Source organism: Salibacterium lacus (assembly GCF_042684865.1).
GTDB lineage: Bacteria > Bacillota > Bacilli > Bacillales > Marinococcaceae > Salibacterium > Salibacterium lacus.
Genome location: NZ_JBHUML010000005.1, coordinates 123,739 through 146,888, shown reverse-complemented (window position 1 = coordinate 146,888; position 23,150 = coordinate 123,739). Strand labels below are relative to the sequence as shown.

At 51.4% G+C, this 23,150-nt stretch carries 25 protein-coding genes and 1 pseudogene; 17 read left to right on the top strand and 9 right to left on the bottom strand.

The annotated features are described in order from the left end of the window. Window positions 1-55 precede the first annotated feature (55 nt). The gene (locus ACFSUB_RS13810) at window positions 56-832 is read right to left on the bottom strand and encodes a hypothetical protein (protein WP_380713847.1); all 777 of its coding nucleotides are present in this window, start codon (window positions 830-832) and stop codon (window positions 56-58) included. Between the two features lie 435 nt (window positions 833-1,267). Between ACFSUB_RS13810 and ACFSUB_RS13805 the strand changes: the two genes are divergently transcribed. Further along, window positions 1,268-2,260 carry a Gfo/Idh/MocA family protein gene (locus ACFSUB_RS13805; RefSeq protein WP_380713846.1) on the top strand — a complete coding sequence of 331 codons (993 nt, stop codon included), beginning with the start codon at window positions 1,268-1,270 and terminating at the stop codon, window positions 2,258-2,260. Between the two features lie 525 nt (window positions 2,261-2,785). On the opposite strand, the gene ACFSUB_RS13800 is transcribed toward ACFSUB_RS13805, so the two are convergent. Continuing rightward, complete coding sequence (locus ACFSUB_RS13800) at window positions 2,786-2,992, bottom strand: hypothetical protein (RefSeq protein WP_380713845.1); 207 nt, start codon at window positions 2,990-2,992, stop codon at window positions 2,786-2,788. A 125-nt stretch (window positions 2,993-3,117) separates the two neighbouring features. On the opposite strand from ACFSUB_RS13800, the gene ACFSUB_RS13795 reads away from it, so the two are divergent. The 8 genes from ACFSUB_RS13795 to ACFSUB_RS13760 all read left to right on the top strand — a co-directional run bounded on the left by ACFSUB_RS13795 (window position 3,118) and on the right by ACFSUB_RS13760 (window position 10,902). Next, complete coding sequence (locus tag ACFSUB_RS13795; RefSeq protein WP_090927945.1) at window positions 3,118-5,169, top strand: BglG family transcription antiterminator; 2,052 nt, start codon at window positions 3,118-3,120, stop codon at window positions 5,167-5,169. Between the two features lie 26 nt (window positions 5,170-5,195). Beyond that, on the top strand, window positions 5,196-5,684 hold the full coding sequence (locus ACFSUB_RS13790) for a PTS sugar transporter subunit IIA (protein WP_090927947.1): 489 nt from the start codon (window positions 5,196-5,198) through the stop codon (window positions 5,682-5,684). Beyond that, window positions 5,681-5,962: a PTS sugar transporter subunit IIB gene (locus ACFSUB_RS13785; RefSeq protein WP_090927949.1), complete on the top strand. Its 282-nt coding sequence runs from the start codon at window positions 5,681-5,683 to the stop codon at window positions 5,960-5,962. Before ACFSUB_RS13790 ends, ACFSUB_RS13785 begins: the two co-directional genes overlap by 4 nt. Window positions 5,963-6,080: 118 nt before the next feature. Beyond that, on the top strand, window positions 6,081-7,343 hold the full coding sequence (locus ACFSUB_RS13780; protein ID WP_380713844.1) for a PTS galactitol transporter subunit IIC: 1,263 nt from the start codon (window positions 6,081-6,083) through the stop codon (window positions 7,341-7,343). A 21-nt stretch (window positions 7,344-7,364) separates the two neighbouring features. Further along, window positions 7,365-8,420, top strand: coding sequence for a zinc-binding dehydrogenase (locus ACFSUB_RS13775; RefSeq protein WP_380713843.1), 1,056 nt, complete (start codon window positions 7,365-7,367; stop codon window positions 8,418-8,420). Further along, window positions 8,417-8,581, top strand: coding sequence for a hypothetical protein (locus ACFSUB_RS13770; RefSeq protein ID WP_177195581.1), 165 nt, complete (start codon window positions 8,417-8,419; stop codon window positions 8,579-8,581). Before ACFSUB_RS13775 ends, ACFSUB_RS13770 begins: the two co-directional genes overlap by 4 nt. Beyond that, on the top strand, window positions 8,578-9,630 hold the full coding sequence (locus tag ACFSUB_RS13765) for a galactitol-1-phosphate 5-dehydrogenase (protein ID WP_380713842.1): 1,053 nt from the start codon (window positions 8,578-8,580) through the stop codon (window positions 9,628-9,630). The genes ACFSUB_RS13770 and ACFSUB_RS13765 overlap by 4 nt, the downstream gene beginning before the upstream one ends. 84 nt (window positions 9,631-9,714) lie before the next feature. Continuing rightward, complete coding sequence (locus ACFSUB_RS13760; protein WP_380713841.1) at window positions 9,715-10,902, top strand: aminotransferase-like domain-containing protein; 1,188 nt, start codon at window positions 9,715-9,717, stop codon at window positions 10,900-10,902. A gap of 386 nt (window positions 10,903-11,288) precedes the next feature. Here the strand turns inward: ACFSUB_RS13760 and ACFSUB_RS13755 are convergent, their stop codons facing one another. Then, the gene (locus tag ACFSUB_RS13755; RefSeq protein ID WP_177195579.1) at window positions 11,289-11,444 is read right to left on the bottom strand and encodes a hypothetical protein; all 156 of its coding nucleotides are present in this window, start codon (window positions 11,442-11,444) and stop codon (window positions 11,289-11,291) included. Here ACFSUB_RS13755 and ACFSUB_RS13750 point away from each other — a divergent pair. Continuing rightward, entirely contained in the window at window positions 11,410-11,643 is a 234-nt protein-coding gene (locus tag ACFSUB_RS13750; protein ID WP_245737030.1) for an undecaprenyl phosphate translocase family protein, read from the top strand. The two genes, ACFSUB_RS13755 and ACFSUB_RS13750, sit on opposite strands and share 35 nt — an antisense overlap. A 344-nt stretch (window positions 11,644-11,987) precedes the next feature. Then, window positions 11,988-12,110: pseudogene (locus tag ACFSUB_RS13745) on the top strand (ATP-binding cassette domain-containing protein); the annotation flags it as partial. Between the two features lie 413 nt (window positions 12,111-12,523). Here ACFSUB_RS13745 and ACFSUB_RS13740 read toward each other — a convergent pair. Further along, on the bottom strand, window positions 12,524-13,621 hold the full coding sequence (locus tag ACFSUB_RS13740) for an NAD(P)-dependent alcohol dehydrogenase (RefSeq protein ID WP_380713840.1): 1,098 nt from the start codon (window positions 13,619-13,621) through the stop codon (window positions 12,524-12,526). 481 nt (window positions 13,622-14,102) lie between these two features. Between ACFSUB_RS13740 and ACFSUB_RS13735 the strand changes: the two genes are divergently transcribed. Next, window positions 14,103-14,282, top strand: a complete 180-nt coding sequence (locus ACFSUB_RS13735; RefSeq protein ID WP_090927960.1) for an H-type small acid-soluble spore protein — start codon at window positions 14,103-14,105, stop codon at window positions 14,280-14,282. 175 nt (window positions 14,283-14,457) lie between these two features. After that, window positions 14,458-14,829 carry a DUF2512 family protein gene (locus ACFSUB_RS13730; protein WP_380713839.1) on the top strand — a complete coding sequence of 124 codons (372 nt, stop codon included), beginning with the start codon at window positions 14,458-14,460 and terminating at the stop codon, window positions 14,827-14,829. A 69-nt stretch (window positions 14,830-14,898) separates the two neighbouring features. Here the strand turns inward: ACFSUB_RS13730 and ACFSUB_RS13725 are convergent, their stop codons facing one another. Continuing rightward, complete coding sequence (locus tag ACFSUB_RS13725; RefSeq protein WP_380713838.1) at window positions 14,899-16,473, bottom strand: cation:proton antiporter; 1,575 nt, start codon at window positions 16,471-16,473, stop codon at window positions 14,899-14,901. A 236-nt stretch (window positions 16,474-16,709) separates the two neighbouring features. Between ACFSUB_RS13725 and ACFSUB_RS13720 the strand changes: the two genes are divergently transcribed. The 3 genes from ACFSUB_RS13720 (at window position 16,710) to ACFSUB_RS13710 (ending at window position 17,710) form a co-directional block, all read left to right on the top strand. Continuing rightward, window positions 16,710-16,958: a hypothetical protein gene (locus ACFSUB_RS13720; protein WP_090926961.1), complete on the top strand. Its 249-nt coding sequence runs from the start codon at window positions 16,710-16,712 to the stop codon at window positions 16,956-16,958. Further along, on the top strand, window positions 16,942-17,139 hold the full coding sequence (locus ACFSUB_RS13715; RefSeq protein WP_380713837.1) for a type II toxin-antitoxin system RelE family toxin: 198 nt from the start codon (window positions 16,942-16,944) through the stop codon (window positions 17,137-17,139). The genes ACFSUB_RS13720 and ACFSUB_RS13715 overlap by 17 nt, the downstream gene beginning before the upstream one ends. 340 nt (window positions 17,140-17,479) lie before the next feature. Next, window positions 17,480-17,710 (top strand): hypothetical protein, encoded by a 231-nt coding sequence (locus tag ACFSUB_RS13710; protein ID WP_380713836.1) that lies wholly within the window; start codon window positions 17,480-17,482, stop codon window positions 17,708-17,710. A 93-nt stretch (window positions 17,711-17,803) separates the two neighbouring features. Here the strand turns inward: ACFSUB_RS13710 and ACFSUB_RS13705 are convergent, their stop codons facing one another. From ACFSUB_RS13705 to ACFSUB_RS13695, 3 genes are read right to left on the bottom strand one after another with little or no spacing between them, the layout of a single operon-like run. Beyond that, window positions 17,804-18,835: an exonuclease domain-containing protein gene (locus ACFSUB_RS13705; RefSeq protein WP_380713835.1), complete on the bottom strand. Its 1,032-nt coding sequence runs from the start codon at window positions 18,833-18,835 to the stop codon at window positions 17,804-17,806. Further along, complete coding sequence (locus ACFSUB_RS13700; protein WP_090926957.1) at window positions 18,832-19,035, bottom strand: YwbE family protein; 204 nt, start codon at window positions 19,033-19,035, stop codon at window positions 18,832-18,834. The genes ACFSUB_RS13705 and ACFSUB_RS13700 overlap by 4 nt, the downstream gene beginning before the upstream one ends. Then, window positions 19,025-20,665 (bottom strand): tetratricopeptide repeat protein, encoded by a 1,641-nt coding sequence (locus ACFSUB_RS13695; RefSeq protein WP_380713834.1) that lies wholly within the window; start codon window positions 20,663-20,665, stop codon window positions 19,025-19,027. The genes ACFSUB_RS13700 and ACFSUB_RS13695 overlap by 11 nt, the downstream gene beginning before the upstream one ends. 240 nt (window positions 20,666-20,905) lie before the next feature. Between ACFSUB_RS13695 and ACFSUB_RS13690 the strand changes: the two genes are divergently transcribed. Next, window positions 20,906-21,703: a rhamnogalacturonan acetylesterase gene (locus tag ACFSUB_RS13690; protein ID WP_380713833.1), complete on the top strand. Its 798-nt coding sequence runs from the start codon at window positions 20,906-20,908 to the stop codon at window positions 21,701-21,703. Window positions 21,704-22,089: 386 nt separating this feature from the next. Here ACFSUB_RS13690 and ACFSUB_RS13685 read toward each other — a convergent pair whose 3' ends face one another. Further along, a complete protein-coding gene (locus ACFSUB_RS13685; RefSeq protein ID WP_380713832.1) occupies window positions 22,090-23,106 on the bottom strand; it encodes an LLM class flavin-dependent oxidoreductase in 1,017 nt (338 codons plus the stop codon). Window positions 23,107-23,150 lie beyond the last annotated feature (44 nt).

Here is a 23,150-nt window from a genome sequence, read left to right as displayed (position 1 = left end):
AAGAAAACACGTAAAAGAGCTGCCCGGTGCCATCCGGGGCAGCTCCTTCTTATGTTTACAGTTTCTCCTCATTCAGCTGTTCGTCGATAAAATCAAGGTAATCATCTTCGTTTTCAGGTTTAAGGGCACCGGTTTCCTCCAGAATGCGCTGAAGCTGGACATGGCCTAAAGCATCATAATGATTGGATTCGTCAATCGCGCTGTTCAATTCGTCCAACGCTTCTTGCGCAGTCTTCCCTTCCAGTTCGGTATCCATCGGCTCAATCGCGTCTATCATATTTTCCATTCCTTTAATAAGCTGCTGCCGGACAAAATCAATCTCTCTTGTTTCCAGCTCCACGCGCTTTGTGTCCATAAGTATATCAGGAACGTTATTCATGAAACGATTATAGTGAAGTTCAATGGTTGTCTCTGCCTCAATGGCGGTTGTAACTCCATTTACGTAAGAATCATACTGCTGTTTATGTTCATTTGTTAAGGCTTTGACCAATTTCTCATAATCGCTTTGCAGGGCTTCTTTGGAGGATTCCACTTCGAGTCCCACATCCGCCCACACTTCCTCATATTCATACGGTTCGTAGTTTTCTCCGTCGGCGCTTCCACCAGCCTCATCTTCACCGGTTCCTTCCGAATCAGCACTTTCAGAACCGGTGTCCGTTTCTTCTGATGCCGCCGTTTCCTCCGGACTGTTTTCAGCTTCTTCCTGCTGTTCTTCAGCCGCTCCGCTCTCTTCGGCTCCTGCCGAAGACTCCGCATTCTCTCCGTTGCTGCCGCACGCAGCCATGACGGTTACTGTCACTGTACATAAAATCAAGAAAAATATCTGTTTCATAATAACCTCCTGCTTCTGTTACGATTTTCCACACATGATCCAGCATACAAAAAGAAATGGTATGGAGAAAGAGGGTGTGGAAAAAAAGATAAAAACAGGAAATTCGATGCAGGGATAGTGCTTTTCTCTCATAATATTGTTTGTTCATATACTGCTTAGGGTTTTTACGGACACTTTACCGAAGAAAATGTCTGTAAAACCTGTATTACGGACAAAAATAGGGACGAAGGCTGTTAAAATGGCTGTAACCTCAGGATATTGGACACTTTTCCCTCCCAAATGTCCGTAACCGGCCGATACTGGACATTTTGCCGCTTGAAATGTCCACAACCACCGTAGCAGCTGCTTCGTAAAAAATCAGGAATCAATAAAGGAGATGAAGGGACAGGGGCAGAAGTGGTAGAATAAGAATAAAGCATGAAAAGGAGACTGGACATGACAATAAATATTGGATTCATGGGAACCGGGAATTTCAGTAAAAAGCATGCCGACATTCTATCCACCCGACGGGACGTGAATATTGCTGCATTTTTTGGCACGAGTCAGGAGAAGGCGGAGCGGATGGCGAAGCAGTACGAAGCCACCGGTTACGGCGATCTGGCGGAAATGCTCGATACCGAAAAGCTGGATGCGGCTTATGTGTGCGTTCCTCCGATGGCGCACGGCTCGATTGAACAGGAGCTGATCGACCGCAGCATTCCGTTTTTTGTAGAAAAACCGCTCAGCAACGAAGCGGACATGCCGGCTGATTTTGCCCGTCAGATTGAGGAGAAATCGCTGATCACCTCGGTCGGCTATCATTTCCGGTACAAGCAGAATACGCAGACGATGAAGAACTTTCTCGAGCTTCAGGAGATCGGGATGATTACCGGACGCTGGATGAGCGGCATTCCGCAGACGGCCTGGTGGACCGACCAGGAAAGGTCCGGCGGGCAGTTCAATGAGCAGACGATTCATCTGGTCGATCTGCTTCGTTTCACTGCCGGGGAAGTGAAGAGCGTGTATGCTGTCTTTGCGAACACAATCCTGGGTAAAGACGAAAATAATGTATCCATCGCCGATGTTGGCGCAGTAACGTTGACGCTTGAAAACGGCATTATTGCGAACTTCTCCAACACGTGTGTCCTGCCGCCGCATGTTCACGACATCGGCATCACCTTCTACACCGATGACGGCATTTTAAGCTGGCAGCCGGACCGTGTGGAGCATGACAGCGGCGGCGTGATGGAAGAATATAATGACCGCGACGACCCGTATGAAAAAGAAAATGAAACCTTTATCGAAGCGGTGAAAAGCGGAGATACTTCTGAAATCCAATCAGATTACAGCGATGCGCTCAAAACCCAGCAGATCACCGCTGCCGCCCTCCGATCCGCAAAAACCGGACAGGTCGTTGAAATCACGAATCATGAGAACCAAACAAAGTAGAGAGCTCCCCCCCCCCCGACAGCAGATACGCTCTGCTGTCTTTTTTTGCGCTGAAGACTGTTTCACCGGCGGGAGAGGGAGGAAGTGGTCGTTAGAGCAGGTCTGGGGACCAACGGCACGCCGAGGCGAAAGCTGGATTGGTCGTTAGAACGCTCCAGTGGCCAATACACCGCTGACCTAAGCTGAAATTGGCCGCTGACTCCCAGCTAACGACTGATTCCCGCCAGCCGGAATGGAAAATTGGTCGTTAGGGAAGAGCACCAGGCCGCCCTTCCCCCGGACACCCATTCAACGCTTTTCCCCTGGGGCATGTACGCGCTAACGACGATTCCTCTGGCTGGTCAGGGGGAAGAAGGTCGTTAGAGCAGTCCTGGCGACCGATTGCATGCTGGAGCGAAAGCCGGATTGGTCGTTAGAACGCTCCAGGGACCACTTCACCGCCGCTCCCTACTGGAATAAGTCGCTTGACGCTGTCTAAGGACCAATTCCCGGCGTCCGAGGCAGACAAATGACCGTTAGCGGATCCTAGGCATTGATTGCAGAAATCCCCGGCCGGTGAAAAGGAATTCCGGGAGAAACGGCTGCGCCTTTATGATTCGATTTCCGCGATTTCTGCATCAATCCGTGCGTTTCTGCATCGATTCCCGGGCTTTTTCTCTTTTTCTCGATCGATTCTCTGGATTTCTCCCTCGATTCCCGGATTTTCCCAATCGATCCGCATGCAAACAGCATCAGGACGCCCCCTGCATAAAACCATCACAGTGTGTGACAATCGAACGTGCAAGAGACTGGGATGAAAGCGTATACATCAAAGCTTGTTCCGATGATAGAATGAACATATGGAAAGGGGGGAGACGATGCAGCTTGACCAGCGGAGCAGTGATCTACTGAATGAACTGGCTGCTAATCCCGGTCTGAACAGCAAAGATCTTGAGGTCAAGTACAACCTGAACCGGCGCCAGCTGAAATACAGTTTTGACAAAATCAACGGCTGGCTGAAAACGAAAAATCTGCCCTGCATTGAGCGGACGAGACAGGGGCTGTTCCTGATTGATCCGGTTGTTTCATCCACGCTTTTCGGAGGTGAAACGAAAGAGCAGCAGGAAGACAACGTTCTTTCAGAAAAAGAGAGGGAGGATATCCTGCTTCTTCTGCTCCTGGGCGGCCCGGAAGAGCTGTCCCTCATACATTTCACGAGCGCGCTTGATGTCAGCAAAAACACAGCGTTGAATGATCTGAAAAAAGTGCAGGAACGGCTCGCACCCTACGACGTCACCGTCACGTATTCCAGGCGGACCGGGTACGAACTGGAAGGGAAGGAATTCGCCATCCGTCAGGTCCTGCTCCACACCGTGGCCCGCATCATGGGGCATTCCGGGGCAAAGGGACGCTTCCTTGAGACGACGGAGCTTCATGAAGAAGAGATCACATTTTTTCAGGAGGTGATTCAGGACATCGAGCACAGCCTGCAGCTGAAATTCACTGACGAGAAAATGGAATCCATGCCTTACGTGCTGTCGCTTCTGCTGCGCAGAGTAAGCCAGGGGCACTGTATAGATTCGTTTTATATTCATTATGAAGAAGTGATGGACACAAAAGAATGGAAAGCAACAGAAAAAATTCTCGAAGGACGGGCGGAAGTGCCGGTGGAGGAGCGCCTGTTTATTACGCTCCATCTGCTCACTGCCAATGTGTACTGGGCGCAGGATCTGACAGAAGATGCCATTCCGGATCTCCTCACAGCGCTTGAAGACATGGTGCGGTTGTTTGAAACGTATTCCTGTATTCATCTGCATAATAAAGAGCAGCTGCTCCACCGGTTGATGCTTCACGTGAAACCCGCCTATTACCGGGTGAAATACAAGCTGACCGACATCAATGAATGGGAGCTTGGGATCAGTGAAGAATTTCAGGAACTGCATCACTTGGTGAAGCAGTCGACCGGACCGCTTGAGACGCTGATTGGAGAGCCGATGCCGGACAACGAAACAACGTACATTACGATGTTAATCGGCGGCTGGCTGACCAGGCAGGGGGACAGCATTCACAGCAAGACGAAAGCGCTCGTCGTCTGCCCGCACGGTGTCTCGGTTTCAAGACTTCTGTTCGGGGAGTTGCGCGATGTATTTCCGGAACTCGTCTTTTTGGACGCGTTATCGGTCCGGGATTTCCAGAAATATGAACTGGAATACGACGTCGTGTTTTCCCCGGTCTTTGTCCAAACGAAGGCGACGCTGTTTCTCGTAAGCAAGATGCTGGACCCCGATGAGAAAAAACGGCTGCGCCGGCAGGTGATGTCGGAGCTGCACGGGTATACCCCGGAACATTTAAGCGTGGAAACGATGCTGGACATCGTGCACAAACACGCCCATGTGTCCGATGAAGATGCCCTGCAGCAGGAGCTTGAGAAATACGTGCACCGGGACAGCGGGTCGGCGGATGCTGATCCAGCCGTTCAGCGTAAACCCCAATTGTATGAAATGGTCACCCCGGAACGAATCCGCATCCTTCCTAAAGCGGCGGACTGGACCGGTGCCCTGCAGGCGGCAGCCCGGCCGCTGGTGGAAGAAGCAAGCATTACCGAAGAATACGTGGAGGCGATGCTGGCGCAGGGACAGGACGATCCATATTTTATACTCGGAAACCACGTAGCCATCCCCCATGCCAGCCCGGAAAACGGGGTGCAGCAGATGGGAATGAGCCTGCTGAAACTGGAAGAAAGCGTGTCGTTTGATGACACGCACCGGGCCCAATTCATTTTCGTCATCGCCGCGATGGATAAACACGACCACCTGCAGGCGCTGCGTCAGATTATGAAATTGTCCCAGAACCAAAGCGATATAGAAAATTTAAGGAATGCAGCAACGACCGATCAAATCCAAACGATCCTGCAGAAATATGCCTTTTAAGACTACAAGCAGAAGGAGTGCCGGCCTTGAGTGATTTACACATCGACGAAACTTTAATACTGGATAACATGCAGGCCGCAGACGCCGACGACGTGCTGCGGACGATGGCTGCCAATTTGTACGATCATGAACTTGTGGAAGAAAGTTATATTCAGGCGGTCATCGACCGGGAGCACGAACACCCCACTGGTTTGCCGACGAAGGGGCCGGCTGTGGCCATTCCCCACACGAGCAAAGAGCACGTCCGTCAAAAAACAATCAGTATCGGCGTGCTGGATGAACCGGTTGCGTTTGGCATCATGGGCGAAGAAAAGGAGACGGTCCCGGTGGAACTGGTTTTTATGCTCGCCATGGATGACGAACATTCGCAGTTATCAATGCTGCAGCAGCTGATGAGTATTTTTCAGGACGAAACACAGCTGTCTTTTTATAAAAATACGAAAGACAAAACAAAGCGGAAAGAGGCGCTGATAGACACGCTCTCACTATCCCGGCAAGGAGGTGAAACAAGATGAAAAAAAGAGTGCTTGTGGCGTGCGGCACAGGTATTGCCACGTCAACGGTCGTGAACGATGCGATTGAAAATATGTGCAAGAACCACGATATTGAAGCAGAAGTCATCCAGTGCAAAATTTCCGAAATAGCACAATACGAAGATTCCGCTGATTTATTAGTTACCACAACGGTGACGAAAAAAGACTATCCATTTCCGGTCATCAACGCCCGCGCGTTTTTAACCGGTATCGGAACCGAAGAAACAGAGCAGGAGATTCTGGATGCATTGAAGCAGTAAAAAACTAAAACCTCCCGGAACGGCCGGCGTCCGGGAGGGGTGTACTTTTATTTATCATTTATACATTTATTACTAATTATGGAATAAATAATTATTTATTTATCAAGGGGGAAACATTGTGCAGGGACTTATAGATGGTTTTCAGGCATTTTTGAATATCGGTCCGACGGTTATACTGCCTGTGGTTATTTTCATCATCGGTATTGGCTTCGGACAGAAGCCCGGTAAGGCATTTCGTTCCGGGTTGACGATCGGGGTGGCGTTTGTCGGCATCAACCTTGTCGTCGGACTGCTTGTCGATAATTTAGGGCCTGCCGCCGAAGCGATGGTGGAGCGGCTCGGTGTCGAACTGAACGTGATTGATATCGGCTGGCCGGCGGCGTCCACGATTTCCTGGGGAATCCCGATTGCCGCGTTTATTATTCCGCTGGCCCTTCTTGTAAACGTTATCATGCTGGTTACAAAAACAACGAAAACGATGAACGTCGATATCTGGAACTTCTGGCACTTCGCGTTTATGGCAGGCATGGTTTATGTGATGAGCGGCAGCATCATTCAAGGATTGATTGCGGCGATTCTGTTTGAAATTGTGTGTCTTAAGATCGCGGACTGGACCGCGCCGATTCTCGAGCGCGAATTCGATCTGCCCGGCGTATCGGTGGCAACCGGAAGCACGGCCTCCTACGCACCGCTTGGCATTCCGCTCGTATGGCTGGTGCAGCGGATCCCTGGAATCAAGAAGCTCCACGCCGACCCGGAGACGATCCAGAAACGCTTCGGCGTCTTCGGCGAATCGATTTTCATCGGCCTGTTTCTCGGAATCGCGCTTGGCATTCTGGCAGGATATCCGTTTGGGGAAGTGTTCAACATCGGTATTACAATGGCTGCCGTGATGCTCTTGATGCCGCGGATGGTGAAGATTCTGATGGAAGGGCTCATGCCGATATCGCAGTCGGCGCGTGATCTGCTGCAGCGTAAATTCGGCGCGAAAGACATCTATATCGGCCTCGACGCAGCGGTAGCAATCGGTCATCCGGCGGTTATTGCGACGGCACTCATCCTCGTTCCGATTACGGTGGCCCTTGCGATTGTGCTGCCTGGTAACAATGTACTTCCGTTCGGGGACCTTGCCACGATTCCATTCATCGTCGCCTTTATCGTCGGAGCCGCGCGGGGCAACATCATTCACTCCGTCATTGTCGGCACCGTCATGATCGCACTCACGCTCTACATGGCAACCGATGTCGCCCAGATTCATACCCAGATGGGCGAAGCAGCGCAGTTCGATATGCCGGAAGGAACGAGTCAGATTTCGAGTCTCGACCAGGGCGGCAACATGATCAACTACGTCATCTACAAATTCTTCTCGCTCTTTAATTAACGAAAAAAGGAGGAACGCGTGATGCAGGCGCTTGTGAAAGAACAAAAAGGGTACGGCCATCTCATCGTCAAAGACGTACCGGAACCTGCTCCCGGACCGGACCAGGTGAAAATCGAAGTGAAATATGCCGGTGTCTGCGGGTCGGATCTGCATGCTTACGAAGGGCATTATAACGTGAAAACACCGGTTATTCTCGGTCATGAATTTTCCGGAGTTGTCGTGCAAATAGGAAGCAATGTCACCGAATGCCGCCCGGGAGACCGGGTGACCACCGAGACGACGTACGACATCTGCGGGGAGTGCCGGTACTGTGAAAGCGGGGACTACAACCTTTGTCCCCGCCGCGTCGGCCTCGGCTCCAAGCAGGATGGCGGCTGGACGAATTACGTCATTGCGCGTAAAGAAAGCATCCATGTGCTGCCGGAGGAAGTCGATTATGAAGCAGCCTCGTTAACCGAACCGCTCGCCTGTGCGTATCACGCGGTAGAAAAAGCAGAGGTAGGAAAAGGGGACACCGCGGTCGTTCTCGGCCCCGGCCCGATCGGCCTATTGACCGCGCAGGTGCTCCAGGCGGGAGGCGCTTCGGTCATCATCACCGGTCTCAGCCACGATAAGACGAGGCTTGCCAAAGCGGAGGAACTTGGCATCGATGAGCAGATCAACATCGAAACAGAGAATGTGAAAGATATCGTTTTGGAGCGCACGTCCGGATACGGCGCCGATCTTGTTTTCGAATGCACCGGCGCTCCGCCGGCGGCTAATATGGGACTGGATCTCTTGACGAAAAAAGGACAGTACGTCCAGGTCGGTATTTTTCCGGAGGAGAAAGTCTCGCTGAATGCAAGCGACATCATCCAGAAAGAAATCCAGGTGACCGGCACCCGCAGCCAGAAAGCGGCCGACTGGGAACCGAGCCTGGAACTCATACGAAGCGGAACCGTTGATACGAAGGCTCTGATTACCCACGAATTCGATATCACGCAGTGGGACGAAGCGTACGACGCGATTAAAAACGGCGGAGGCATTAAAGTGTCCTTGACGCCTGTCAATATGGAAGAAAGAGGGGATAATACATGATTCAATCGATGGTGGAAACGATGCTCGGTCCGTTGAATCCGGTACTTGATATGTATACGGCGAACCAGACGTGGATTAATACCATTCTCGTGGCAGCGGCATCCATCGGTATCTTCCGGCGCCGGTTCGGCCGCGGGAACACAGAGGAATCGTCGTCATGATGATGAAGGCGCTGACGCTGCACGGGAAGAAGGATCTCCGGATGGAAGACGTGCCGCTGCCGGAAGTGACCGCGCCGGATGACGTCGTGATACAGGTGGCGGCCGCCGGCATCTGCGGGTCGGATTTGTCCCGGTATGCCAAGCTCGGCCCGTATGTGAAGGGCATGACGTTCGGCCATGAATTCGCAGGCACGGTGCTTGCAGTCGGAACAGGTGTCACCCACGTGAAGCCGGGGGACCGGGTGGCCGGATGCCCCGCCTTTCCGTGCGGGACGTGCCGGGAATGCGAAAAAGGAAACCCGGCCCGCTGTCAGGCACTCACGGTGCTCGGCGCTTTCCGGCCGGGCGCTTTTGCCGAACAGACGAAACTACCCGCCGCCAACGTTGTGCCGGTACCGGAAGGCGTAACGATGGACGCGGCAGCGCTGATGGAGCCGTCCGCGGTCGCCCTGCACGCCTTGTACCGCTCGGCTTTGGAGCCGGGCGCAGCAACTGCTGTGCTTGGCTGCGGCAATATTGGGCTGCTCAGCATCCAGTGGGCCAAACAATTCGGCGCAGATAACGTCTATGCGATCGATATCGATCCGTCCAAGCTCGAACGCGCCGCCCGCCTCGGCGCCGACGTCTGCCTGAATCCAAAAGAGCAGAACGTGGAAGAAGCGCTGCTTGCATACAACGGAGAGGGAGTGGACGCCGCCGTTGAATCCGCCGGATCCCCGGTCACGTCTGTCCAGGTGCTCGCCCTGCCGAAAAAAGGCGGCGATGTCATCTACATGGGCATTCCGTACAATGATATCACGTTTGAACGCTACTACTTTGAACGCATTGTACGCAACGAACTCCGCGTCCTCGGCGGATGGAATGCCGTCTCCGCTCCGTTTCCCGGCCGCGAATGGAGCGCAACCGCCGCGGCTCTTGCGGACGGAACCCTCGAGATGGCCCCCGTCATCTCGCACCGCCTGCCTCTCGAGGAAGGCCCCGTCGTTTTTGAAAACATCATCAACCAGGAAGAACCGTTCAGCAAAGTCATCCTGCATCCAGATGGCTGAACATTCTGTCTTCGTATCGGATTCTACGCGCCGCTGTGTTATAATAAGTAGGCGTAATAATCCACGATAAAGGGGCTAACGCTCATGAAATACGGTTTTGCAAAACGGGTCAACCACATGCAGTCTTCGGCGGTGCGGGATATTTTAAAAGTCGTCAATCGCGGGGATGTCATCTCATTTGCGGGCGGACTTCCGGATGAGAATCTGTTCCCGGTCGAAGAAGTGCGGGAGGCGTTCAACAAAGCGCTCGACACCGATGCCAAAGCACTCCAGTACGGCGAAACGGAAGGTGTTCCGGCACTCCGGTCAAAACTGACGGAACGCATGGCGGACAAGGGAATCCACCGCATGCCGGAAAACGTGCTCATCACCTCCGGCTCGCAGCAGGCGATTGACCTGTTCGCCCGCGTTATGTTCAATCCCGGCGACATCGTGCTTACCGAAAATCCGACGTACCTTGCCGCCATTCAGGTCTTCCAGTCCTATGAAGTGAACATCGTGCCGGTGGACGCAGACAACGACGGCATGACAAAAGAGGATCTCGAAACAAAAATCCAGCAGCTGAAGCCGAAGTGTATCTACATCGTTCCGACGTACTCCAACCCCGACGGAAAAGTCTGGTCGCTCGAGCGGAGAAAAGAACTGCTCCGGCTCGCGGAAAAGTACCACACGATCGTATTCGAAGATGACCCGTACGGCGACATCAAGTTCGATGAAGCAGAAACCGTGGCGCCGCTTGCTTCACTCGATGAAAACAAATACGTCGTCTACACGAGCACCTTCTCGAAAACCGTCGTGCCCGCTATGCGCACCGGCTGGATCACGGGGCCGTATCAGATCCTCCGGATGATGGCCCAGGCGAAGCAGGCGACCGACCTGCACACGAACTCGCTTACCCAGCACGCGCTCGTGAAGCTGCTCGAGGACTTTGATCTCGACGCCCACATCCGCACGCTGCAGCGCACGTATAAAGAACGGATGCACGTCATGAAAGACATTTTCGATCGCGCCGATGACATCGACATCCGCTACCACGAACCAAAAGGCGGCATGTTCTTCTGGGTTTCCATGCCGGAATACGTGAACACGAAAGCGCTCCTCGACGACGCGGTCGACAACGGCGTCGCCTTCGTACCCGGCGCCCCGTTCTACGTAAACCAGCCCGCCCAGAACACGATGCGCCTCAACTTCACCAACGCCGAACCGGAGTTGATTGAAGAAGGCATGAAACGACTGGTGGAAGTCATGAACAGCGCGCCGGTGCAGAAATAAGATGCTGATGGATGGAATCCTGCGAGCGGGGTTCCATCTTTTTTTGCGTTGCGGGGATGGGGGAGAATAAGGGGACACTAAGTTAATGAGTTCATGTGCTAGTGTCCATGCAAGGGCAGGTTGTGGACACATCCCTCTGTTTACTGCGATTAGTATCCACCGGTGAAAAAGAGGAACCAATGGCGCCGGATTCCCGCGGCATAATGTCCACGGATGCAGGATGGAAGGACACTATGCCACTGTTTTTCCATCGCAGTGTCCCTTAGTATACATATGAAGATGGTAGAAATGTGAATTTATGGGTTGTAAAATAAGAGCAGGATAAATAGAAAGAGGGGGCAAAGATGCAGAAGAACGCAGGTTTACTACTGTTCTCGATTAATCTGCTAATCGTTTTCGGAGGCGGATTTGTGATTAGTTATGTGAGGACCGGTGACTTTTATATAGGACAGATGATAGGCACTGATGACGCTGAACCTGCCAATTATAGCTGCCATCGGTTCCGGGATGGTAGCCGGCGTTTTGTTTATAAGTAAACTCATCCGTTACCTTCTCGCGAATTATCCGGCGGCAACGTATGCAGCAATGGTTGGATTGGTGAGTGGTTCCATATTTGCCATTTTTCATTCTTTAGAGGGGACGCTGAACAGTCAAATCATCATCATGTCCTCGCTACCATTCCTGGCCGGTATAATCAGCGTGATCCTTTTAAACCAAACCTCACATCCCCGGTCCGAATAAGTTTTTTCAGGAAACGCTGAGGCTGCATAATCAATACTCTAGCTATATCCATCGGGATTTCTCATGAAGAGTGGGCCATTTTTGTTTTTTGAGGTCATCATGATACTCTTGACGGTATTGCTTATCATGATCTCAGGCAGAAAGTAAAACCCCATCCTTACATTAGAGAGGCAACTCTAAAAAGGATGGGGTTTTCATAACCTACTGAAATTGTTGCCCTCTTTGAAGGGCCGTCTGCATCGTTCAAGAGGCAGGGGCAGTTTCCGCTGTCCCTGCCTTTTATTATGCTCTAACTGTACCATATTATGATAATAATATCAAAGCAATAAATCGAAACTCAGCAGAAGAAGTATTCGTTAGGCATGAAGCAGCGCCTTGGGATTGCGCAGGCCATTATGGAGAAGCCGAGCGTCGTCGTTTTGGATGAACCGACGAACGGACTGGATAAACAGGGCGTGAAAGGTGTACGAAATGGACGGTGGCCGCATCCAGCGTGTGGTAGAAAGAATCGGACAGTCTTAATAGGGCAGAGGATGGAAGCCGGCCGGGTTTCCATCTTTTTGTGGCGCTGGAAAGGGAGTGGACACTAAGTGATTGATATGGTGGCTTAGTGTTTTCCAGCGTGAGTTTTGGGTACACTATCATTCTATTATCTATGAATAGTTTCCACCCGCAGAAAACGGGAACCACTAACACAGCCCTTCAGCCGTATAGTGCCCACGGGCATGGATTCGGAGAACACTATGCCGCTTTTTTCATTCGTAGTGTCCCTTTCGAAAGATTCCCTTTACATCGTGAACATGCATTTGCTCGAACGAACAGAAAAAGGGGCTGTCCTGATGCAGGAAGCCCCTTTGACCCGGCGTATGACCGGCTTCGATTAGGCATGATCCATTTTTACGATCGGTTTAACGGTTGATCCATTTGCTGAATCATCAAAAGCTTGATTGATGTCTTCTAAATTGTAATATTTCACTAATCGGTCGAAAGGGAATTTCCCTTTTTTATAAAAATCAATCAGCCGGGGAATAAATATTTGAGGTATGGATTCTCCTTCTATAGCTCCGGACAGCGATTTTCCTTCGGCCATCACGTCATCAAATACATTAAAACTCATATCCTGTGTCATTCCCACTACTGCGGAAGTGCCCATAGGACGCAGAGCCTGCAGTGACTGCCTTGTTACTTTAGCTGCGCCTGTTGTTTCTACAGCATAATGAGTGCCGCCGTCTGTTTCTTTATTAATTTCCTCGACAACGTCTACTTCACTTCCATTAAAGGTGTGGGTGGCTCCAAGTTCTTTGGCCAGTTCCAGTCTGCTGTCATGCACATCCACGGCCATAATTTTAGAAACACCGGTTAACCGGGCACCCATGATGGCACTTAAACCTACAGCGCCGCATCCGTAGACAGCGATTGTTTCACCGAATTGAGGTTTTAATTTGTTCAGCACGGTTCCGCTTCCTGTTTGAATCCCGCAGCCCAGCGGTCCAAGAACAGCCAAATCAATATCTTTGTCAACTTTTACAACGTTGCGCTCATTTGCGACGGCATACATGCCAAACGAGGATTGGCCAAAAAAGGAGGATAAATGTTCTCCGTCTTTTGACAGTCGCTGTGAACCATCCAGCATCTTACCGCCGAAGTTCAATGGGGTCATTCGTTCACAGTAAGCAATGTTGCCCTGTAAGCAGTTTTCACATTGACCGCAGGATACATAAGAAAGAACAACATGGTCTCCTTCCTCCACTGACTTCACCCCGGGTCCGACTTTTTCAATAATCCCTGAGCCTTCATGACCCAGAACGGCGGGCAGAGGAGTGGGAGCTTCCTGGTCCCGCGCTACAGCATCGGTATGGCAGACACCCGAAGCGACAACTTTTATTAATACTTCGTTTGTCTGTGGTTCCTGAAGCTCTACTTCTTCAATTTCAAACGGAGCACTTTCGGCTGGTGTGACGGCAGCTTTCATTTTCATATGTTTCTCCACCTTTCTTAAGAAGCATATAGTATTTTTCCCTCATGTATAAGAATAAAACTTGCTAAAATCTGTGTTAAAAGTTTCGATCATATTCCTGTTGTGAAGAGAATAACTGACCATACCAGTAAGAAACATAGCAACTTCTGCCACATCACCACATGAAATTCTTATCTGAAACAAAAAAGTCAAGATTATGCCACAGTATTTTCGCATTTGTTATTATGTCACTTTCTTTCTCGATGAATGCACTGTTATAGAAGAAACTATTGGAAGCCGGTGGGAGGAGAGGGGAGAGAACACTAAATAATCAATATGGCGGCATAGTGTCCTCAATGGAATTTGTCCCGGCGGAAGCCTCTACATAAAATACCGCCAACGTTTACTATTCTGTATCTTTTCCAGCAAAATCAATCATTCCGCCGCATAAATGTTTCAGGTCTGCTTACCCTAACGACAGAAGAACAAAGGAGGGCCTGCAATGGATATATTACGTGCAAAGGAAATTTCGGAATCACCTGTTATGGCAGGCGTCACTTACGACGGAACGCCGGTCTATATTCAGCGCGTCCATGATGAAGATAATACAGCAAGGATCTATTCGCTTGGGGATCCCGACCATGAACTGACCGTGCCGCTGCACGATTTGATTGAAGATTAAAGGCATTTCTTCTGCGGAATGTCTTTTTTATTTTCGAATGCAGGATAATCTGGTCCAGAACGTTATGGTGACGCGCACAGAAATTTTTGTCGTATAACGTGGATTCACCGGGACCGGTTTGAACGAATACAGGATATGGGAAAAGGAAACTATAAAGAACGAAAGGAGGTTCCTTATGGAGCACGCGAAAGCGCTTTTGATAAAAGGAATAATGACTCTTATTGTGCTGTTTCTGATTCTTGGCATTATATACGGCGTTTCGTTCTTATCGGTCCTGCTTCTTACCGTCATTGTGGGGGCGGTTTCCTACCCTGGAGATATGTTTATTCTGCCGAAAATCCAGAATGTTCCTGCGGTGCTGGCGGATTTTGTGCTTGCGTTTATTCTGTTGTGGGGAGCGGGGGCCGTTATCCCTGGAGTAGAGGTCCCCGCAGCAGGAGCGGCCATCGCTGCTGCGGTTCTGGCTTTAGGCGAATATTATTTTCACATGTATCTTGCCACCCACGTTCTTCCTTCGAACAACCGCCTCATGATGGACACGCAGTAACCCCCTGTGGCGCGGGCAGGCCTCCCCCTTCTGCTCGAGCCATTATTTTATTTCTCCTGCTTTCAGCACCTACTCACTTTCTAATTCCACGAGCTTATTTGTAATGATATCGAGTTCCTTTTCGCCCGCTTCATTCGAAATGATGTCTTCTTTTACCAAGCGTTCCACGGCCTCATGCTGTGCATACAGGGAATGCCGCAGCAGGGTGGCCTGCTGCTTTTCTTTCAGGTGGGGATGGGTTTGGAAAAGATGTTCCATTTTTTCCTGCAGTGTCTCCAGTGTATTTTCGTATTCATCCAACATTTCTCTCGTTGCGGTGTCGGTCAGAAATAAGTTTTCCTTCACTCTGGTTATTTCGGCAACGGCATTTTTATACCGGTACACACGGGCGAGGAGTGCTTCAAATTCTTTGTTGCCTTCCTCTTTTTTATTCACTCCGAGCCGGGATATCAGCGGTTTAATCGTCAGCCCCTGTCCGACAAGGGAAAATAAAACGACGCTGAACGCCATGATTAACAGCTCTTCCCGGCCTGTGAAGTCTCTTGGAAGGCTGAGCACGAGAGCGATGGACAGCGACCCTTTTAAACCGCCCCAGTTCAGAATGTGCATCCACCGCGGCGGGGCTTCTTTCACAAAGAATAAGCTGGCGTATACCGCCGCACTTCTGGCGATAAGAACGATGACAATCGCGGCAAACATCAAGCCCCATTTGTCCGTGATGTCAATCCGGGTAATTTCGAGCCCCACCATTAAGAAGACAAGCGAGTTGGCAAGGAGGGCCGCCACGTCCCAAAAGCTGCTGATGTTTAATTTGGTGGCTGGACTCATCCCGATTTCGGCCCCGTAATTCCCCAGAATCAGTGCAGCCGTCACGACGGCAATGACACCGGAGGCATGAATCGTTTCCGCGAGTATAAACGAACCATAAAAAAGGAGGAGGCTGAATAGTATTTCGAGCGGATAATCATCAAAATATTTGGTGAGAAGGGAGACAACATATCCCAGGGCACCGCCGATGATGAAACCAAGAGACACGACTTTCACAAATTCCCACAAACCATGTGCCGCTCCAATCATCCCCAGATCGGTATACGTGAGCAGGGAAAAGGCGGATATATTAAAAAGAACCACAGCCACCCCGTCATTGAATAAACTTTCGCCCTCAATCACCGTCGACAACCGCTCGTTTACGCCAACGGTTTTGAAAATGGAAAGCACACTGACCGGATCCGTGGCGCTCATCACAGCAGCAAATACAAATGCCGCGGGAATCGACAACTGCAACACCCACATGGACGAAAACCCAATAACGCCAAAGGACACCAGGATGCCGATGAGTACTAACGCGATAATCGGTTTTTTATTTTCATTTAACTGGGAAGAAGGCAGCTTCAGCGCCGCTTCACCGAGTAAGGCCGGCAGAAACAGCGTGATCACGATAAAGTGAAAGACCTCCCCCTCGGTGATAAAGGTAATTAAAGGTTCCATGACCGGGATATCGATAAGACCGATGATTGTGCCGACAATAACGAGCACAATCGGGTACGGCTGGCTGCACTTCTTCGCGATCGCCGTCGTTCCCGCAGCAATCATTACCAAAATCAGACCCAGCGAAAAAATATGGTGCAAATCCAGCTCCTCCATCACGTTCCTCCTGTGTTGTAAGACCGACATTCTTTCTTACCCTGTATTTTGACCAGATCTTCCAAAAGTACATATGAAATAAGAAAAAAAGCGCCAACTTCCCGCGCTTTTTTCAAACTTGTCCGTATGTATCTGGTGGTGTGGACACAAGACACGCGTTAATTCAAGCGGAAAATGAATGGAATGTGTGTAATGTCAATGTAAGTGTTGTATAATAGCAGGAAGAGGTGAATCCCATGAGTGTAAAAAAACAAGATTTGCATGATTTAGTGGAACAAATCAAGGAGAAGCACAATAAAACGGCTTATGACGTTTTGAGTAAATTTGTTCAGGGAGAATTCACGGTGATTGATGGGACCGTTGTGGAATGTGATGATTCTCCTTTTACAAAAGAGGAAAAAGAAGCAGTAGAAGAAGCGGAAAGCAATATAAATAACGGAGAATATGTTACTTTTGCGGAGTTAAAAGATGACCTCAAATTATAGAGTAATCATTGAAAAGAAAGCAGAAAAATTTATAAAAAAACAAGATGTCATCCGAAAAAAACAAATAATGAAAGTTATAGAACAGCTCCAAGTCGATCCTTATCGTGTAGGGAATGTGAAGCCTGTAAAGGGCAGTGATTTTGAAACCTACAGGTACCGGCTTGGAGATTTTCGTTTATAGTCAGCTAATTTTAAATTTTGGCGTTTTTGAGATCCAGTTCCAGCGCCCAGCCGCTCGGAGGATCACAAGATGTGAGTCAGTTCGACGTTTTCACAGGACGTGACGGCCTTAGTCGAACTTCCTGGCCATAGCGACTTCGGGCAGCAGGCTGCCCGAAGTCGCCCGATCCAGAACCTGTCGCGGCTGCCCAGGGTGCTTGCGCTTTTCTTAATATACCGGATACATAATGACGAATTGCTTATCCTTGTCTTAGATATAGGTCCGAGAGGCAGCATCTACAAATAACAAAGCCGAATCAAATCCCCTTCCTTAATGTTCGTTATTTTCAATTGAAGACAGCATGGCGGAAGAAGATGTTTTGAAACTGATGGATGAAACAAGCATGTCGTTTACAGCTTATGTACCGAAGCATTCTGAAGCAGCGAATACTCGTATCCGCTGCTTTTACAGAAGCTGCAGAACTAATGGGGGAGCTGGTGTGGCAAGGTCTCCATCTCCGCATGTCATGGTTGTTGTTTCGCCGGTGACAGAGCGTTCTGCATTTAAAGAAATTCCTTCCGCTTACCGCTGAGATGTGTCAGAGGATTCACCAGTCAAAACAACGAAAATACCTGCCAATGCGGGACTTGGCTCGGTACCCAGTCGTCCACATGCGGACATGCTCTTAATACGGAAGCAATTCTTTCATATAATACTCGCCTTCCGGATTCTGCTGCTGCAGGAGCCGGACGGTGAGTTTGACGTCGTCGAGGGCGCGGTGGTTCTGTGAGTCTGTGATGCTGTGACGCTGGCAGAGGTCGAGCAGTTTTTTCGTGGGGAAGCCGTACTCCTTCCAGGCCACGTTCTTCACGGAACAGCGCCACGTCATGCCTCCGGTTTCAGGAAAGTATTTCTGCACGAAGCCGCGGTCAAAGGAAGCGTTGTGGGCGATCAGCACGTCGGTTTCGGCGAACAGCCGGCGGAGCCGGGGCCTATCCATTTCCTTACCGGCGACGTCGCGGTCGCGGATGCCGTGGACCTTGATGACACCGGGTGGAATCGGAAACGACGGTTCATGCAGGTTATTTACTTCTTCGAGCACTTCCACGATTTCCCCGGTCTGCTCGTCCACGCGGCAGAGCATGACGCCGATTTCTACAATTTCATCGCTGGACTTGGACATGCCGGTCGTTTCCACGTCGACGATGGCGGCCTTGACCGTACGGTTTCCAGTGGAAGAAGGCAGCGACAACGTATAACCGGCGCTTCCGGGCAGTCTGCGGATCGTACGGCTGTGCTGGATGTACCACTGGACCGCACCGGCGTCGCTGGACCATGAGGCTTTGTCATAGGCTTCTTTGCCGGAAAGACCGGGATGGTCTCTGATGCAGGCGTGTACGGCTCCGGCTGCTTTCTCCATTTCATCCACGCGCTCAAGTGCTGCCTGCTTCCGCTCCGGACGGTAGGCTCCGGACTCCGCGGCACGTTCGATGACGAGCCGGGCACGGTCGAACTCGTCCCGGGCGGCGAGTGCCTGAATCAACAGGTCGCGGCAGGCGATGGCGCGCGGCGGTTCGGTGAAATGGGGCAACACGTCCGGCAGGAGCGCCATGCCTTCCTCGCACCATGCCATCAGCCGGGAGCTGTGGGCGCGGGCCTGTTTGAGCTCTTCCTGCACCGCGGTCCACGCTTCAAACGGATGGCTTTCCCGGGTCATCCGCTGATAATCTCCTTCACCCGGCCGACGCTTCCATCTTCGAGCCGGACTTTGATGCCGTGTGGGTGGGACGCGGATTTGGTTAAAAACTGTTGAATGATACCTCGTGTCCGCTTCCCGGAGCGCTGATCCTGCTTGAGGACGATATCGACTTCCATGCCTGCCTTTAAATCGGCGCGGCGTTGTCCATTATCTGCCATTGTTGTTCACCCCGTATCCTTCGTTCCGGTACAACCGGTACGCTTCCTGGAATGCCTTGGCCGTACTTTTGTGTCTCGCCATCCGGCGTTCGACGACGCTGCGGTGCTCGGCTGGAAACAGAAAGAACACCCCGGATGTCATCGAAAAATCGTCAAACGGCAGGAGACGCGCAAACAGGATGTCGCCTTTGGCGGCGCTTTTGCTGAAGTTCGTATCAATAATCGTCCATTCCCCGCCGCCGAAAACGTCGCGGAGCCGGACGAGTCCGTCGATACGGCTGCCGCCGGTCACTTCATACAGCGAGGCGTGACTCCGCAGTCCCGCGTCAAGGACAGCACGCCGGTTTCCGTCTTCCTCGTGCTGCGCGTCGTACTGCCGGATGAGCGGCCTGCCGTCTAGTACCTCGTCATAAATGCCGGTATCGGCGATCGCGTCTTTATCAAACACGGCATCGTCCTCAAACGGGACCCCGAGTCTGTCCCCGATATCCCGCATCGTCCGCGGTCCGCGCTGTTCGATTAAGTAGGAAAACATATCGCCGTGCAGCTGCACCCCGGTCTGACGGAAGTCCTGGTAGCGCTCCCGCTGCTCCCTGCGCTGCTTGACCACTTCGGGCTGCAGCAGATGATGGTTTGTCTTTTCCAGTTCATCCAGCATTTCGGCATGACGACCGAGAAACAGTTCCGCGACAGGGTAAAACGAAGAAAGGTCCTTTTCCTCTTCTCCCTGCACGAGACGAAGCTGTTCTTTCTGCTGTTCTTCCGGCAGAGCGAGAAAGTCACGCAGAGCCGTGTCCGCGTCTTTTGGAGCTGCTTCAGCGGACGGAAGCCAGGCCGCGCCGCTGTCGTTTTGCAGCGTTTCAAGTTCCCACAGGCTGTGCGCCGCGACGTCGCGCAGCGTTTCGGCGTCGAGACCGTCGTAATGCGGGATGCTGAGCAGTGTCTGCTGGAAAAAGTCATGCGACGCTTCGGCATTCACAGTGTCGAGCAGCTGGGCGAGGGTGTACAGCGCTTCGGTGTGCTTCGGATCAAGCGCCACCGACTGTTCCAGCGCCGCAGCCGCAAGATCCGCGCGGTGCCCCCGGTAGTACAGCACGGCGAGTTTGTACCATAGAAAGGCGCTGTCCGGCTCTTCTTCGATGTAGGCGAGGAGCCGTTTTTCCCCGTCCGCGGCCCATTCCGGCTTGTATCCGTCAAACAGGCGGGATTCGCCGTTCACCGGCATGGACGGATCATTTTTACTGGCTGTACTCCCAAGCAATCCTTCGGTGAGGGCGCGTTCGAGCCGCTCGCCCCAATCCCAGCCTTCCGCGGCATTGCAGTGCCCGCACCGGAAATAAAGCGGGAACTGTACATCAAGTTTGCTGATATCCTGTTGAATGATGGTCGCGGTATCGACGGAAGCATGCACGAGCAAAGGCTGTCCGATATTGTATTTCGCCCGGTGGCCGCACGCCCGGCACGTCAGCGTGTGGCGGTTGCGCCGGAAAAAGCGGGGCATCGTATCGAGCTGATCGGCTACCTGCTGTACGTAGGTCCCGGGAAGCCGGTCACTCTCCGGCATGTCCACTTCCTCCGGCAGAAGGCTGCCCGTCAGCAGGTTGTATAATTGTGGTTCAATGAGAAGCATGTCTATGTATCCTTTCACGCATTTTTCTTCATTTTATCACAGAATGAGGGTGGTGAAACGGGAACCGGCATAAGAAGGAGGAATAGAAACAAAAAAGCAAGACAAGAAAACGAAATATTCCGTCAATATGTTATGCTATATTGTAATGTAATACGTGTTAAAGAGAAAAGAGGATAGGGCCTTATCATTATAAAAAATAAGGAGGAATATAATGAAAAAAAACAAAAAGGAAGGTTATTCATGACCACATTGATCTCTATCTGCATGGCATTTGGGAGTCATTCTGCCATAGCTTCTCATTCATCCTTCGAAAAAGGAAAGGACCATAACCAAAATACCGTATCGATTTACGTAGCAGGGGATTCTACGGCTTCTTACTACGAAAAAGCCCGCGCTCCGCGTATGGGGTGGGCACAAGTTCTTGATCGTATGTTTGATAAAAAAATCGAGGTCCATAATGAAGCAGCCCCCGGCAGAAGTTCGAAGAGTTTTATAGATGAAGGCCGCTTAGATGAGATTCTTGCGGAGATTGAAAAGAGAGACTATCTATTTATTCAATTCGGGCACAATGACTCTAAATCAGATGACCCGGACCGTTATACCGATCCAGATACGACATATAAAAGTTACTTAAAAGAGTATATTGATGGAGCACGTGAGAAGGGAGCCATTCCAGTGCTGCTTACACCGGTTGAACGAAGAGGGTTCACGGTTGATGGTGAGGCAAAACGTTCCCATGGCAATTACCCAAGCGCAATGAAGGAACTGGGATTAGAGGAAGATGTCCCTGTAATCGATATGACCGGGAAAAGCATGGCATTGTATAATGAGGTCGGACCGGAAGACAGCAAGGATTTATTTATGTGGCTTGAACCAGGAGAACACTCGAACTATCCAGATGGATCAGAAGATAATACCCATTTCCAAGAAAAAGGTGCTGTCCAGATTGCTAAGTTAGTGGCCGAAGAAGTATATGGATTGAAACTGCAACCTCTCCACAGTCACATTGAAAAAGAACTGAAAAAAGAGTTTTTCTAAAGGCAGCAACGTCAATTTGCTATCATGGTGCGGACGATTGGCATCCTTTGAGATCCGGTGCCGCTCATTGTGCGCCGCTCTTTTGGATGACAACTCTAATTTTTACTGCCCATATTTTCCTCCTTTCATCACAGAATGCCGGTGGTGAAACGAAGGGGATGCTTTACCTGCCGAATGGCGGCGTTTACCTGCCAAAAGCCGTCATTTACATGCCGAATAAAGGGCAATACAGTCCGACTGCTGCATTACATGCCAAACCACCCCTTTTACAAGCCGAATGGAACCATTTACATGCCAAAACAGCAGATTTACCTGCCAAGCCGCCCAACCGCTTGCTGTATATGAAAAAAAGAAGCCGCCGATATCCGGCAGCTTCCTCTTCTCTTCTATTTCTGCCCGTTCATAATATCGGCAGCGATGTCGTACGAGCGCAGGCGCGCCTCCGCGTCATAAATCTGGGCGTTGATCATGATCTCATCGGCCTGGGTGTCCTGCAGGAAGCGGTGGAGCCCGTTTTTCACCTTCTCGGGGCCGCCGACGATGGAGGAGCCGAGCTGACGCTGGATCGAGAATTTCTCGTTTTCATTCCAGATGCGGTCCATGTTCTCGACCGGCGGCTGCAGTTTCATTTCCGTGCCGCGTACCATATTGAGGAACTGCTGCATCATCGTCGTGCTCAAGTAATCCGCTTCGTCGTCGGTGTCGGCGGCGATGACGTTCGCGCACACCATACCGTACGGTTCATCCAGCACGTGCGACGGCTGAAAGGATTCGCGGTACAGGTTCATCGCCGGAATCGTGTTGTCCGGGGAAAAGTGGCTCGCAAAGGCAAACGGCAGTCCGAGCTGTCCGGCGAGCTGGGCGCTGAAGCCGCTGGAGCCGAGCAGCCAGATCGGAACATCCGTCCCCTGTCCTGGAATGGCTCGGATCCGCGGATGGTCCGGAGCGAGCTGGGAATCGAGATACTGACGCAGCTCCGTGAGCATCTGCGGGAAATCGTGGCCGTCGCTCTTGCTGCTGCGGCGCAGCGCCTGCATCGTCGGCTGATCGGTCCCGGGCGCGCGGCCGAGACCGAGGTCAATCCGGTTTGGATACAACGTCGCAAGCGTTCCGAATTGCTCGGCGACCATGAGCGGCGCATGGTTCGGGAGCATGATGCCGCCGGAGCCGACCCGGATCGATGACGTCGCGCCGGCGACATGGCCGATCAATACGGATGTCGCTGAACTGCCGATGAACGGCATGTTATGGTGTTCGGCGAGCCAGAAGCGTTCGTATCCGCGTTCTTCTGCGCGCCGGGCGAGATCGACGGTGCTTCGATACGACTGGGCAGCGGTGCCACCTTCTACAATCGGAGAAAGGTCGAGCACGGAGTAGCGGGTGTTTTCGAATACGTGACTCATTTATCGTTCCTTCTTTCTGCTGGTTATTTCTGCATCCCTATTTT

Excerpts from the sequence above, each read along its gene's own strand:
- ACFSUB_RS13715 (WP_380713837.1), top strand. The coding sequence starts at position 16,942 with ATGACCTCAAATTATAGAGTAATCATTGAAAAGAAAGCAGAAAAATTT.
- ACFSUB_RS13800 (WP_380713845.1), bottom strand. The coding sequence starts at position 2,992 with ATGCTGTTTGCATGCGGATCGATTGGGAAAATCCGGGAATCGAGGGAG.
- ACFSUB_RS13785 (WP_090927949.1), top strand. The coding sequence starts at position 5,681 with ATGAAAAAAAGAGTGCTTGTGGCGTGCGGCACAGGTATTGCCACGTCA.
- ACFSUB_RS13795 (WP_090927945.1), top strand. The coding sequence starts at position 3,118 with ATGCAGCTTGACCAGCGGAGCAGTGATCTACTGAATGAACTGGCTGCT.
- ACFSUB_RS13740 (WP_380713840.1), bottom strand. The coding sequence starts at position 13,621 with ATGAAAATGAAAGCTGCCGTCACACCAGCCGAAAGTGCTCCGTTTGAA.
- ACFSUB_RS13720 (WP_090926961.1), top strand. The coding sequence starts at position 16,710 with ATGAGTGTAAAAAAACAAGATTTGCATGATTTAGTGGAACAAATCAAG.
- ACFSUB_RS13690 (WP_380713833.1), top strand. The coding sequence starts at position 20,906 with ATGACCACATTGATCTCTATCTGCATGGCATTTGGGAGTCATTCTGCC.
- ACFSUB_RS13695 (WP_380713834.1), bottom strand. The coding sequence starts at position 20,665 with ATGCTTCTCATTGAACCACAATTATACAACCTGCTGACGGGCAGCCTT.
- ACFSUB_RS13710 (WP_380713836.1), top strand. The coding sequence starts at position 17,480 with ATGGCGGAAGAAGATGTTTTGAAACTGATGGATGAAACAAGCATGTCG.
- ACFSUB_RS13750 (WP_245737030.1), top strand. The coding sequence starts at position 11,410 with ATGGTAGCCGGCGTTTTGTTTATAAGTAAACTCATCCGTTACCTTCTC.
- ACFSUB_RS13765 (WP_380713842.1), top strand. The coding sequence starts at position 8,578 with ATGATGATGAAGGCGCTGACGCTGCACGGGAAGAAGGATCTCCGGATG.
- ACFSUB_RS13700 (WP_090926957.1), bottom strand. The coding sequence starts at position 19,035 with ATGGCAGATAATGGACAACGCCGCGCCGATTTAAAGGCAGGCATGGAA.
- ACFSUB_RS13775 (WP_380713843.1), top strand. The coding sequence starts at position 7,365 with ATGCAGGCGCTTGTGAAAGAACAAAAAGGGTACGGCCATCTCATCGTC.
- ACFSUB_RS13705 (WP_380713835.1), bottom strand. The coding sequence starts at position 18,835 with ATGACCCGGGAAAGCCATCCGTTTGAAGCGTGGACCGCGGTGCAGGAA.
- ACFSUB_RS13755 (WP_177195579.1), bottom strand. The coding sequence starts at position 11,444 with ATGAGTTTACTTATAAACAAAACGCCGGCTACCATCCCGGAACCGATG.
- ACFSUB_RS13725 (WP_380713838.1), bottom strand. The coding sequence starts at position 16,473 with ATGGAGGAGCTGGATTTGCACCATATTTTTTCGCTGGGTCTGATTTTG.
- ACFSUB_RS13735 (WP_090927960.1), top strand. The coding sequence starts at position 14,103 with ATGGATATATTACGTGCAAAGGAAATTTCGGAATCACCTGTTATGGCA.
- ACFSUB_RS13730 (WP_380713839.1), top strand. The coding sequence starts at position 14,458 with ATGGAGCACGCGAAAGCGCTTTTGATAAAAGGAATAATGACTCTTATT.
- ACFSUB_RS13770 (WP_177195581.1), top strand. The coding sequence starts at position 8,417 with ATGATTCAATCGATGGTGGAAACGATGCTCGGTCCGTTGAATCCGGTA.
- ACFSUB_RS13685 (WP_380713832.1), bottom strand. The coding sequence starts at position 23,106 with ATGAGTCACGTATTCGAAAACACCCGCTACTCCGTGCTCGACCTTTCT.
- ACFSUB_RS13805 (WP_380713846.1), top strand. The coding sequence starts at position 1,268 with ATGACAATAAATATTGGATTCATGGGAACCGGGAATTTCAGTAAAAAG.
- ACFSUB_RS13810 (WP_380713847.1), bottom strand. The coding sequence starts at position 832 with ATGAAACAGATATTTTTCTTGATTTTATGTACAGTGACAGTAACCGTC.
- ACFSUB_RS13760 (WP_380713841.1), top strand. The coding sequence starts at position 9,715 with ATGAAATACGGTTTTGCAAAACGGGTCAACCACATGCAGTCTTCGGCG.